Source organism: Fimbriimonadaceae bacterium, assembly GCA_019454125.1.
Classification (GTDB): Bacteria; Armatimonadota; Fimbriimonadia; order Fimbriimonadales; family Fimbriimonadaceae; genus JALHNM01.
This window is the reverse complement of sequence record CP075365.1, coordinates 2,578,566-2,590,596: the sequence shown is the minus strand read 5'-3', so window position 1 is coordinate 2,590,596 and position 12,031 is coordinate 2,578,566. Positions and strand designations below refer to the sequence as shown.

12 protein-coding genes are annotated in these 12,031 nt (G+C 64.6%); 10 read left to right on the top strand and 2 right to left on the bottom strand.

Annotated elements, in window-relative coordinates:
• The first annotated feature begins 2 nt into the window (after positions 1-2).
• Both KF733_12575 and KF733_12570 read left to right on the top strand, forming a co-directional pair.
• Positions 3-1,124, top strand: a complete 1,122-nt coding sequence (locus KF733_12575; protein QYK55830.1) for a DegT/DnrJ/EryC1/StrS family aminotransferase — start codon at positions 3-5, stop codon at positions 1,122-1,124.
• A gap of 8 nt (positions 1,125-1,132) precedes the next feature.
• Positions 1,133-2,209, top strand: a complete 1,077-nt coding sequence (locus tag KF733_12570) for a TIGR03790 family protein (protein QYK55829.1) — start codon at positions 1,133-1,135, stop codon at positions 2,207-2,209.
• Here KF733_12570 and KF733_12565 read toward each other — a convergent pair.
• Positions 2,199-3,200: an iron ABC transporter permease gene (locus tag KF733_12565; GenBank protein ID QYK55828.1), complete on the bottom strand. Its 1,002-nt coding sequence runs from the start codon at positions 3,198-3,200 to the stop codon at positions 2,199-2,201. The genes KF733_12570 and KF733_12565 overlap by 11 nt on opposite strands.
• A 60-nt stretch (positions 3,201-3,260) precedes the next feature.
• Between KF733_12565 and KF733_12560 the strand changes: the two genes are divergently transcribed.
• From KF733_12560 to KF733_12530, 7 genes are all read left to right on the top strand, one after another.
• Entirely contained in the window at positions 3,261-4,445 is a 1,185-nt protein-coding gene (locus tag KF733_12560) for a pyridoxal phosphate-dependent aminotransferase (GenBank protein ID QYK55827.1), read from the top strand.
• A complete protein-coding gene (gene rnc, locus KF733_12555) occupies positions 4,442-5,161 on the top strand; it encodes a ribonuclease III (protein ID QYK55826.1) in 720 nt (239 codons plus the stop codon). The genes KF733_12560 and rnc overlap by 4 nt, the downstream gene beginning before the upstream one ends.
• Before the next feature lie 204 nt (positions 5,162-5,365).
• Positions 5,366-6,043 (top strand): hypothetical protein, encoded by a 678-nt coding sequence (locus KF733_12550; protein ID QYK55825.1) that lies wholly within the window; start codon positions 5,366-5,368, stop codon positions 6,041-6,043.
• A 335-nt stretch (positions 6,044-6,378) separates the two neighbouring features.
• On the top strand, positions 6,379-7,197 hold the full coding sequence (locus KF733_12545) for a hypothetical protein (GenBank protein ID QYK55824.1): 819 nt from the start codon (positions 6,379-6,381) through the stop codon (positions 7,195-7,197).
• A gap of 41 nt (positions 7,198-7,238) precedes the next feature.
• Positions 7,239-7,457 carry a hypothetical protein gene (locus tag KF733_12540; GenBank protein QYK55823.1) on the top strand — a complete coding sequence of 73 codons (219 nt, stop codon included), beginning with the start codon at positions 7,239-7,241 and terminating at the stop codon, positions 7,455-7,457.
• Positions 7,458-7,542: 85 nt separating this feature from the next.
• Positions 7,543-8,331, top strand: a complete 789-nt coding sequence (locus tag KF733_12535) for a metallophosphoesterase (protein ID QYK55822.1) — start codon at positions 7,543-7,545, stop codon at positions 8,329-8,331.
• A gap of 55 nt (positions 8,332-8,386) precedes the next feature.
• Positions 8,387-9,628, top strand: coding sequence for a Glu/Leu/Phe/Val dehydrogenase (locus KF733_12530; protein QYK55821.1), 1,242 nt, complete (start codon positions 8,387-8,389; stop codon positions 9,626-9,628).
• Here the strand turns inward: KF733_12530 and KF733_12525 are convergent.
• Positions 9,625-10,218: a TetR/AcrR family transcriptional regulator gene (locus KF733_12525; protein QYK55820.1), complete on the bottom strand. Its 594-nt coding sequence runs from the start codon at positions 10,216-10,218 to the stop codon at positions 9,625-9,627. The genes KF733_12530 and KF733_12525 overlap by 4 nt on opposite strands.
• Before the next feature lie 90 nt (positions 10,219-10,308).
• Here KF733_12525 and KF733_12520 point away from each other — a divergent pair, with 90 nt between their 5' ends.
• The gene (locus tag KF733_12520) at positions 10,309-12,015 is read left to right on the top strand and encodes a DUF1957 domain-containing protein (GenBank protein ID QYK55819.1); all 1,707 of its coding nucleotides are present in this window, start codon (positions 10,309-10,311) and stop codon (positions 12,013-12,015) included.
• The last annotated feature ends 16 nt before the right edge of the window (positions 12,016-12,031 follow it).

The following is a 12,031-nucleotide window of genomic DNA, read 5'->3' as shown; positions in this document are numbered from 1 at the left end:
GGGTGCGTGTTCCCTTCCTTGACTTGACCGCCCAGTACCGCGAGGTGAAGGAGCGGGTCGATGCCGACGTGGCCGAAATCTTTGCCACCGGAGCCTATGTCCTTGGGAAGCACAACCGGTCTCTCGAAGAGCGGCTCGCGGCCCAGCACGGAGTGAAGCACGGCATCGCCGTCAACAGCGGGACGGACGCCCTGCGCATCATGATGCAGGCCTGCGGCATCGGGCCTGGCGACGAGGTCGTCACGACCGCGTTCAGCTTTGTCGCGACGATCGAGACGATCGTCCAACTCGGGGCCGTCCCCGTCATGGTGGAGATCGACCCGGCCACGTTCAACTTGGATCCCAACCACTTGGAAGAGGCGATCGGGCCAAAGACGAAGGCCGTTCTGCCAATCCACCTTTTCGGCCAGATGGCGGACATGGTGTCCATCCGCGAAATCGCCGAGCGCCACGGCATCTTCGTGTTGGAAGACTCGGCCCAAGCCGTCCTGAACGAGCGCGACAAAGTTCCCACGGGGCGCTGGGGGCGGGCGGCGGCGCTCAGCTTTTATGTCACCAAGAACCTCGGCGCGGCCGGGGACGGGGGCATGGTCCTGACCGACGACGACGAGGTCGCCGAGCGGAGCCGGAGCCTGCGCATCCACGGTATGGGGCGCGAGCGTTACTACTACGATGACATCGGCTACACCAGCCGCATGGCCGAGTTGCAGGCGGCTGTGCTCTGCGCCAAGCTGGACCGGCTTGCGGACTGGACGGCGCGGCGGAGCGCGATCGCGGCGATCTATACGGACAAGATCGTGGCCGAGGGCGTGCGGCTTCCCGTGATCGCCCCCGGGAACAACCACACCTGGCACCAGTACACGGTGATGCACGAGCGGCGCGACGAGCTTGCCGCATATCTGAAATCGCACGAAATCGACTCCGCGATCTACTATCCCGTCCCGCTACACATGCACGAGCCGTATAAGAAGTATGGCGGTGGGGCGGGATCCTTGCCTCTGACAGAGAAGGTGTGCCGGGAGTGCTTATGCCTCCCCGTCCACCCGCACCTGTCGGACGAGCAGGCGGAGTTCGTGGTGCAAACCGTTAACGCGTTCGCCCTCGCTCCCGCGGCCCGTCCATGAGGTTTAGCTTGATCATCGGTCTTCCCCTGACTCTCTTCATCGCGGTTTCTTGCGCCGCCGCCCCCGAGGCTCCGCGCGAGTATCCGGCCGATTCCAAACGGGTCCTGGTCGTCGAGAATAAAGCGAGCAAGGACAGTTTGGAGCTCTCAAAGTATTACCGGGAGAAGCGCCGGATCCCACCGGAAAACCTTGTGACGCTGGACGTCGAACCGAAGGACAATGTGTCGCTCGATGACTACATCAAGAAGATCGAGGACCCCATCAAGGCGAGGTTGGGCAAAAGCGAGCATAGGATCGACTTTATCGTGATGACGAAAGGCGTCCCGATCCGTATGATCGATGACTGGGGGCGGGCCGTGGACAGTCAACTCGCGGCTATGCGGATGGACTTCAAAGCGATGGAGCAGCCCGAACCGGAACAGATCAAGCGCTCGCTCAACCCCTACTTTAATAAGAACGAGCACTTTGACAGCAGCAAGTTTAATATGTACTTGGTGACGCGGCTCGACGGTTATACGCTTGCAGACGCCAAGAAGCTCGTGGACAACTCGTTAGCGGCCAAGCCCAGCAAGGGCCCCTTCTTCTTCGACCAGGCGGCGAACCGCACCGACCAAGGCTACGGCGAACTGAACAAAGCTTTGGAGACGGCGGCCGCGATCATGAAGAAGAAAGAGTTCAAGGCAGCGCTGGAATCGACCTCCGCGTTTGTCGCACCGAGCGAAGCGCTTATGGGCTATTGCAGCTGGGGTAGCAACGACAGCAATTTCTCGGCTGAGTCGTACCATGCCTTGAAGTTTCAGCCGGGCGCGGTTTGTGAGACCTTTGTCTCGACGAGCGGCCGGACGTTTGCCAAGCCGACGGTCGGGCAGAGCCTCGTCGCCGACCTCATCGCCCAAGGTGTGACCGGCGTGAAAGGCTATGTCAGCGAGCCATACACCTTCGCCCTGGCCAGGCCGGAGATCCTTTTCGACCGCTACACGAGCGGTTTCAACCTCGCCGAAAGCTTCTACATGGCCTCGCTCGTGACAAAGTGGAAGGACGTCGTCATCGGTGACCCGCTGTGCAACCCCTACTCTAAGGAGTAGCCTCCCTCTTCCGCATCAAGAGCAAGAGGGCGGGGGCGCCGATGACGGCCGTGACTGCGCCGAGCGGGAGTTCTGTACCGGGTTGGATGCGTTGGGCCAGCACGTCCGAAAGCAGGAGCAACGAGCCGCCGATGAGCCCTGACGCGGGCAGGCACCAGCGGACGTCGGAGCCCGCCAGGCGTCGCCCCAGGTGGGGGGCGACCAAGCCGACGAACCCGACGATCCCGACGCTGCCGACCGTGGCCGCCGTCATCGCCGTCCCTGCCCCCAGGACGAGCAGGAGGGTTCGAAAGGGGTCTACGCCCAGGCGCTGGGCGGAGAATTCGCCGAGGGCCATCGCGTTGAGGGGGCGGGCTTGGCTCCAGAGCAGAGGGACGCCGACCACGACGAACCCCGCGAGGACGGCAACGCGGTCCCAAAACATCGGGGTGGTGCTGCCGAGCAGCCAGCGCAGAATGCGCCCCGAATCCTGCCCCGCCAGGCCGAGGACGAGCGTCGTGACGCCGAAGAGCATCGCACCGATCACCACGCCCGCCACAAGAAGCCCGTTCACGTTCGGCGACTTCCAGCCGCCCGCGAGGGTCAGCACGAGCCCGAGCGAAAGCGCCCCGCCCAGGAACGACCACCCCAAGAGCCCAAGCCCTGACTCCAGCCCGAGGAAAACGGCCAAGGCGCCTCCGACCGCCGCCCCACTCGAAACGCCCACGACGTAGGGTTCGGCGAGAGGGTTTCGGAAGTAGGCCTGGAACGCCGAGCCTACCGCGCCAAGGATGGCCCCCACGAAGAGCGCGGCGCACGCGCGGGGCAAGCGCAGGCGCCAGACGATAAGGTTCTCGGGGGTTGTGCGGCCTGTGTCGCCAGCGGCGAGTTCGGCAAGCACACGGCCGATGGGAAGCCCAGCGCTGCCCCCGGCAATGAGGTGGACGGCAAAGGCGGCGAGCATGGCAAGCCCCAGCCAGAACAGGACGGTTCCCCGACGATGGTTTGCCACGGGCCGATTATGTCGGTCGTGGCCGTTTGGTGCGGAGGGGCCAGGGGTAACCTCTGGCCCGTGCCGACCCGTGCCTTGGCCAGTCGTACTGCCCTCCTGCAAGCCTCGCCGACCCTGGCGATCACGGCCCGGGCGAAACAGATGAAGGCCGAAGGCAAGGACGTCATCTCGTTCGCGGCCGGAGAGCCTGACTTCAACACGCCGGAGGCGGTGTGCACCGCCGCCAAAGAAGCGCTCGACCGGGGCTTTACGAAGTACACGGCCTCGGCCGGCACTCCCGAGCTGCGCGAGGCCGTGGCGGCCAAGTTCTGGCGGGAGAACGGGCTTCGGTACGATCCCAGGCAGGTCATCGTCACGTGCGGCGCCAAGCAGGCAGTGTTCAACTCGTTGCAGGTGCTCGTAGAGCCGGGCGACGAAGTCTTGCTCCTGGCCCCTTATTGGATGACTTATGCGGACCAGATCCGCCTGGCCGGTGGCCAGCCCGTCGTCGTCCCTTGCGACCCGGCTAATGACTACCAGCCCGACTTCGACCGCCTCAAGGCCGCGGTCACCCCGCGGACGAAGGCGGTCATCGTCAACTCGCCGAGCAACCCGACCGGCGCCGGGTTCGATAGGGGCGTGGTCAAGGAGTTGGCCGCGCTCGCCTTGCGGCACGATCTCTGGATCATCAGCGACGAGATCTACGAGCACCTGGTCTACGATTTCGAGCCTGTGAGTCCTGCCAGCCTCGGGTCGGAGGTCTACGACCGCACCGTGACCATCTCCGGGTGCAGCAAGAGCTACGCGATGACTGGGTGGCGCATCGGCTACCTGGCCGCGCCGCTCCCCGTGGCGACCGCGATCTCCGCCTTGCAGGACCAGGTCACCAGCAACCCGACCAGTTTCGCGCAATGTGGCGCGCTTGTCGCGTTAAAACTGCCGGACGACACCGTACAATCAATGCGGGCCGAGTTCGCCGCTCGGCGGGAACTGATGCTAGAAGGGCTTGCCAGCCTGTCGGGAGTGAAGACCGTGCCGCCGAAGGGCGCCTTCTATTGCTTCCCCGACGTTTCGCCTTATCTCGGCGGGAGGTTCGCCGACGACGCCGAATTGGCAAAGCACTTGCTCGAAGAGGCCCTCGTGGCCACGATCCCGGGCTCCGTTTTCGAGGGGCCGGGCCACATCCGCTTGAGTTACGCAGCCAGCCGCGAGGACATCAGTCGGGGCTTGGAGCGGCTCGCCGACTGCCTTGAAAGGGCCACATGATCCCAAAGAAGATCCCACTGAAGGACGAGAAGCTTTACAGGCTCGCGCTCCGGCACCGATCAGCCGCGCCCGACGGAGTCCGCGACAGCTATGAGCGCCTTGAGTTTTTCGGAGACTCGGTGCTCGGCCTGATCGTCGCGGAGTTCCTCTATGAGAACCACCCGGATTGGGATCAGGGGATGATGAGCAAGGCACGCTCCAGCGTCGTCCAAGAGGGACCTTTGGCGGATACCGCGTTGCGGCTGGGACTTGACAAAGATATCGAACTGAGCACCAGTGAAGAAGCCGCCGGAGGGCGACTGCGCCCGTCCGTCCTCTGCGACGTTTTCGAGGCCGTGGTCGGAGCGATCTACTTGGAGTCGGGATTGGAGAAGGCCCGGTGGTTCGTGCTGGAGCAGCTGGACGGCTTCCTGCTGCAGGTGAGCGCCGGGGACGTCAGCCCCCACGACTACAAGTCCAGGCTCCAGGAAGTCGCCCAGGCTCTCTGGAGGCGGACTCCGCTCTATCGCGTGGCAGGGGAAGGCGGCTCTGCCCACGAGCGCCGTTTCCGGGTGCACGTGCTTTTCGACAACGAGGTTATGGGCGAAGGTTCCGGCCGCAGCAAGAAGGAGGCGGAGCAAGCCGCCGCAAAGGACGCCTTGGAAGTTATCGAACGCGCCCGAAAAGCCAGAGAACTTGTCGCTAGTGATTTAGCGGACAAGGGTGGACTGCTCTAGCCACCCGCCAAACGTACTGGTTTCCCCCCTCCCGTGAACATTGGCATCTTTCTGGATGTCGTATTATTCATCGACGTTGGATCTTGACCGTTGCGCAGGGATGCAGGCGCTCGGCTCAAAGAGAGGTAACTAGACATGAATTGTAGAACTCGATTCGCTGTCGTTGCGACAGCGGTAGCCATCTGTGCGCTCGCCCAGGCACAGATGGAGCCCAACAGCTTCCTGGTCCGGCCCGCGAACAACGTGCCGAGCCTGGTGAAGCAGTGCAAGGAGGAGCCGCTTGTCATGGGCCGCTTCATGCGGCACTTTGGGATGACCCAGGACGAGGTCATGAAGCTGCTCACGAGCCTGCGGCCCGGCACCCTCAAGGAGACCGGCCCGTACCTGGTCTACAACTCGCCGGACTCGGGCGAAGTTCGATCGCGGGTCATGTACTTCAAGAAGGGCATGCCGGTCTGGGAAGACGCCGATGGGCGTCCGATCCTCCGCACGCGGTGCGGTAACCCAATGGTCCGCGGGACCGACCTCGTGTCCCAGGCCAACCCGGTGAAGCCCGGTCTGGTGGGTGTCGCCGCGCCTGGCCAAGCAGTCTCGATCGCGATGCCGGACTCCAGTTTGATGGCTGCGGAGACTGGACTGACCCTTCCGCCCCTGCCTGAATCGGGGCCTATGGCCCTGGTTTCGGTCGCGCCGCCGCTCGTGCCAGTCGGCACGAGCAACAGCGGCCTCGGTTGGCTTGTCCCGGTCCTCGGCGGGTTCGCCCTCGGTTTCCGCGGTGGCGACACTCCTCCGATCCCGGAGCCCGGCCTCATGATCGCCGCGACCGTGGGCCTCGTGACCATGGTCTCTCGCCGCCGCTCGGCACAAAAGGCCTCGAACTAGGTTCGAAACCCGCCTCTTGGGGCTGGCCCGGTTCCGCAAGGCGGACCCGGGCCTCGACTTCTTTACGGTTAATAGAATCTCATATCACGCCTGTTATCCTATAATGCATTGGGATGTCTTGCCTTGAGAATTACAGTTCATAGTTCAATAATGCACAGAGTTAAAATGGCGGGCGAGATTGCGAGAGTAATCGAGTAAGCGAAGGTCTATCTCGCTTGCTTAATCGGTAGATACCGGTAAAAATTCGCACCGCTTCTTATGGGGGCAATGCTAATCTTTGGGCGTCAGTTGCTTTCCGGCCGGCGTTTTGGGGCCGTGCTATGGAGAGGTTCAGAATGTTAAAGGCCCGATCGATCCTGGCTGGTGTTGCGGCTTGTGCCGCGGTCTCCTCATGGGCGGTTTCCGTCGCCGAGCTCCGCGAGCGGCTTCGGACGGAAGCCGGCTTCGCCCGTCAGTTCGAAACGCGCTTGGGCCGCGGGAGAGAACTCGGCGGTCTCTCGGAAGGGCGTCTTGCTTTGGGGGGCTTGTTCTTGGTTTCTCAGCCAAGCGGCGAGCCGACCGAGATGCTGCTCCCACAGGGGGAGCCGGTCCTCGTGCAACGCGACGGCACCGCCGTTTACTCGCTGAGGCGGGACGCGTTCATCGTGCGGGCCGTGCAGCCGCAGCCGAAGGTGGCCCAACGCCCGGCGGCCGTGGGCGCCGCAGGCGACCCCCGCATCGCAGTTGACGAGTCCGAAGCGGTGCCGGTTGAGGAGACTTCCGCGATGGCGGCGGCTGGGGACGAGGACGCGGCGGGCCAAGACCGGGTCAGCCTCTCCGAGCCGACCACGACGACCGTCTCGGCAGCCGTGCAGCCGAGGATCGAGTTCGCCAAGGTCGAGACCGGCCCGGCGCTCCCGTCCGAGGCGAGCTTCCTCGCCACCTCTGGATTGGAGACGGTTCCGCCCGGCGTAGAGCCTCCCGGCTGGAACGGGCCGGAAGTCAGCGGTGCGCTTGGGAGGGCCGGCCTCTTCGGATCGCTGCCGGTGCTCTATGGGCTGATCGCGGTGCTTTCGCATTCGGGCAGCGGCGACACGAAGCCGGTGCCCGAGCCGAGCCTCGCGTTGGCGAGCATCGGCCTGATCGCCGCCGCTTCTCGACGCAAGGGCGAGTGAGCAACCAGACGGCCATGGGCCATGAAGTACCATTGGCCGCAATGAGACCGGTAGCCGTGGCCCAAAGCGGGGCAAAGGACGTCCTCCGCGTGGCCCCCAGCCTGCTCGTCGCCTTGACTGTGACGGAGCTGTTCTACAAGCTCCACAGCTTCACGCTGGAGTTCTTCGCGTGCGCCGCGACGTTCGCCGTGCTATACGGCCTACAGACCGGTCTGGCGGGGTTGCTTTCGAAACCTGCCGGCAGAACGGGACGTCACTAAGGGTCGGATCGCGCGACCCAGGTCGGCGGCCGCACCCGACTCCATGGGCCGCAAGCTTTCGCGTCGCAAATTCATACGGCTCTCGATGGGAGCTGGCTTTGCCCTCGCGGGCGGGGTCTCCTTCGCCCAACTGGGCAACCGCAGCGACCTGCGGCTGGAGCACCATGAACTGCGCCTCCCGCGGTGGGACGCGGACGGGTTCCGAGTCGCCCTGGTCACGGACCTCCACATGGACAGCGTGTGGAAGGCGAGCCTTGCCGGTCGCGCGATAGCCCTAGCCGTGGCCCAGAAACCGGACGTCCTCCTGCTCGGCGGCGACTTCCTCAGCACCGAAGACCCTCACGCCCAGGAGTTGGCCTTCAAAGCCCTGCGCGAGGCCGCCGCCAGCGGCGTGCCGACCTATGGAGTCCTTGGCAACCACGACTATTGGTTGCGGTCCACCCCACGGGTGGTGCGCAGCTTTGAAAGGGCGCTGCGCGGGCCGCGGTCCGGCCTGCTCCGGAACGAGACGGTGGAGGTCGACGGGGTTCGCGTCCTGGGCGTCGACGATGGGATCGCGAAGCGCGACCGGCACGACGTCCTCCGCCCGCAAGACGACAAGAACGTCGTTTGCCTGTTCCACGAGCCCGACTTCGTGAGCCGAATCGACAAGCGGTGCTCGGTGATGCTAGCCGGGCACACCCACGGCGGCCAGGTCTGCCTGCCTTTCGGCATCCCGCTCCACACGCCCTATGGCGGGCGCACGTACAAGCGGGGCTTCTATCCGGATGCGCCGGTTCCGGTCTACGTCTCGCGCGGTGTCGGTGTGGTCGGGGTTAGCCGTAGGGCGTTCTGTCCCCCTGAGGTGGCCCTCCTCACCTTGCGTTCACTCTAGACCCTGGTCTGTGCTTGGCCGTATCGTTCGCCTTGGACATATACTTGGGCCCGGCATGAACAACCCGTTTGAAACGGCGCAGGCGCAGCTCGACGAAGCTGCCGCCGTCCTCAACCTTGATCCCGCGACCCACGAGTTCCTCCGATGGCCCATGCGCGAATACCACGTGCGCATTCCGGTCCGGATGGACGATGGATCGGTGAATGTCTTCCGCGGTTTCCGTGTCCAATATAACGATGCCCGGGGGCCCGCGAAGGGCGGTCTCCGCTGGCACCCAGAGGAAACGATCGACACGGTCCGGGCGCTTGCGGCTTGGATGACGTGGAAGACGGCGGTCGTGGGGATCCCGCTCGGTGGCGGCAAGGGCGGCGTCATCTGCAACCCCAAGGCGATGTCGATGGGCGAGAAAGAGCGGCTGGCGCGTGGGTTCATCCGCCAGTTGAGCAACGTGCTAGGCCCCGAGCGCGACGTGCCGGCCCCCGACGTCTACACCGACGGCCAGATCATGGCCTGGATGATGGACGAATATGAAGCCACCCAGGGCAAGCACCAGGCGGGCGTGATCACGGGCAAGCCGTTGGAGGTCGGTGGGATCAACGGGCGCGACGACGCCACTGCGCGGGGCGGGATGTTCGTGCTGCGGGAATGGGCTTCTGCCACGGGCACGAACCTAGCCTCCTCGACCGCGGCGATCCAGGGCTATGGCAACGCGGGCCACTTCGCGCACAAGTTGCTGGAAAGCCTGTTCAAGACGACGGTGGTCGCGGCGAGCGACTCGAAGGGCGGCGTCTATAACCCGGACGGGCTGGACCATGCCGAACTGATGCGGCACAAGAGCGAGACCGGTTCGGTCGTCAACTTCAAGGGTGCAAGGACCGTGACCAACGAAGAGTTGTTGGAACTGGACGTCACCGTACTGTTGCCTTCCGCCTTGGAGAATGTGGTCACGGGTGAGAACGCGGGCAGGATCAAGGCGAAGGTGGTCGCGGAGCTGGCCAATGGTCCGACGACGCCGGACGCGGACAAAGTGCTCTTTGAACGGGGTGTCTACGTCCTCCCGGACTTCCTCTGCAATGCGGGCGGCGTCACCGTGAGCTGGATGGAGCAGGTGCAGAACGCGGGGCTCGACAAGTGGGACCGGCACCGGGTCGAAGCGAAGCTGGACGAGATCATGACCAACGCCTTCCGCGACGTCCACCAGCAACGCGAGTCGCTTCGCGTGCACACCCGGCTCGCGGCGTACCTGGTCGCGGTTCAACGGGTGGCGGAAGCGTGCCGCATTCGCGGCTGGGTCTAACCCGCCCCGAAACTCAGGGCGCCGAGCAGGCGCTTGACCTCGGCCCCGTCCGGCGGGCGCCGCTCGCCGACGAGGCCATGAAGCTGGAGCAAGGCATAGCCGTGGAGCAGCGACCACATTGCGACTGCGGCGGTCTCGGCCGCCTCGCCGCGCAACCCCGTTCGGACGATGCCCGCGCAGAGGACGGACCACGCCGTCCCGGCGCTGCGCGCCAAGCGGTCGTGCCGTGTGACGTCTAGCCGACCCGAGTACATCAGGCGATAGAGGTTTGGGTTCCGGGCCGAAAAACTGATGTAGGCAGTGCCCATACCCAAGAGCCCGTCTTCGAGGGCACCGCCTTCAAGGCACTGCTGGGCCAGGTCGTCGAATCCGCGCCCGGCGACCTCGGAGAGGAGGCTGTCAAGGTCGGCGAAGTGGCGGTAGGGTGCGTTGGGCGAGACTCCGATTTCGCGCGCAAGCTCGCGGAGCGAGACAGCGTCGGGGCCGCGCGCGGCGACCACGGCGGCGGCCGCATCCAAGAGCGCATCCGCCAATCTCCCGTGGTGGTATTGCCCCGGCCTCTTCTTCGAGGCAGTGTTGACGACGCCCACACTTGGCATTATACGATGTTCGTGCCATATACATTGTCCTCGGCGTGTTGGCCGCGGAATCGGGGCCAAGCTCGGTGCCACAATGGGTTGATGTCCGTCGGCCGCTTCATGCTCGTGCTCCACTCGCACATGCCGTACGTCCTCTCGCACGGCAAGTCGCCGCACGGGACGGACTGGATCTTCGAGAGCGCGGCAGAGTGCTACCTGCCCATCTTGGACGCGCTCGACCGGTTGCGCCACGAGGGGGTCAAGCCGCGCTGGACGATCAACATGACGCCGATCCTGGCCGAGCAGCTCGACGATCCGAGCTTCAAAGCGGGGTTCGAGGACTACTGCCAGGAGAAGATCGACTTCGCGATCGGCGACCAGGAGAAGTTCGAGGCGGAGGGCCAGCTTAAAATGGTCGGAATCGCGGCGATGTGGCAACGGTACTACACCCGCGCCCTCGTCAGTTTCAAGCACCAGTGGAACCGTTCGATCTGCGGCGGGTTCCGCGCCATGCAGGACGAAGGGATGATCGAGCTGATCACCTGCGGCGCGACGCACGGATACTTTCCGTTGCTGGGCACGGACGAGAGTGTCCAGGCCCAGGTGAAGCTTGCGGTCAGTAGCCACGAAAAGCGGTTCGGCCGCAAGCCGCGCGGGATCTGGCTGCCGGAGTGCGCGTATCGGCCGGGATATGAGTGGAAGCCGCCCACCGGAGACCAGGAGCCTTGGCCGCGAAAGGACGTCGGCGACTTTGTGCGGGAGAACGGGATCGAGTATTTCTTTGTGGACTCGCACCTGATCCGTGGGGGCCAGCCGCTCGGTACCTATTGGCAGAAGTTTCCGCAGCTCGCGGAGATGTTCGCACGGACGAAGCACCTCTTCACGCCGCCGACCGAGTTCCGCAGCGAATACGAGCACTATGCGATCCCCAGCGGGCCCACGATCTTTGCCCGGGACCCGGAGACAACGGTCAAGGTTTGGTCCGGAGACGTCGGGTACCCGGGCGACCCGTACTACCTGGAGTTCCACAAGCAGCTCTACCCCGGTCGCCTGCGCTATTGGCGCATCAGCGAGCAAAAGGACGACCTGGGCAAGAAGCAGGCGTACGACCCCTGGGTGGCCTATGACAGCATCCACGCCCACGCCAAGGACTTCGTGCAGATGGTCGCGAGCGTGCTTTCGAACTACCGGGGCCAGGCGAACCGCGATGGGTGCCTCGTGGCCATGTACGACACGGAGCTTTTCGGCCACTGGTGGTGGGAAGGCCCGGAGTTTCTTTACGAATCGGCGCTGGAGATGCACCGGAGCGGGCTCATCGAGATGTGCAGCGGGGGAGACGTCGTCGACCGCGACCCCGCGACCCACTTGATCCACTTGCCCGAAGGCTCTTGGGGAGAAGGTGGCTACCACACCGTGTGGCTGAACGAGGACAACTTCTGGACGTGGAAGGAGCTGTACCCCGTCGAGAGGCGGTTCCGCGAGCTGGTGCAGTCGGTTAAGGACGGCCTCTCGCGCGAGATCGTCGAGCAGTGCGCCCGGGAAATGTTGCTGGCGGAAGCCAGCGACTGGCAGTTCCTCATTTCGACCTGGGCCGCGCGCGACTATGCCGAAGCCCGTTTCGGGGACCACATCGAGCGGTTCAACCGCCTCGCAGAGATGGCCGAGCGGGTCGGGCAAGGCGGGGAACTCTCGCAAAAGGAGCTCGAGTTCTTGCGCGAGTGCCAGGAGAAGGACGCCCCGTTCCAAGAGATTGACCTCGGCTACTGGGCGAGCCTGGACGTGCCCTTGAGTCCCGCGGCCTTTGTTTAAGGGAATGATTCACCTC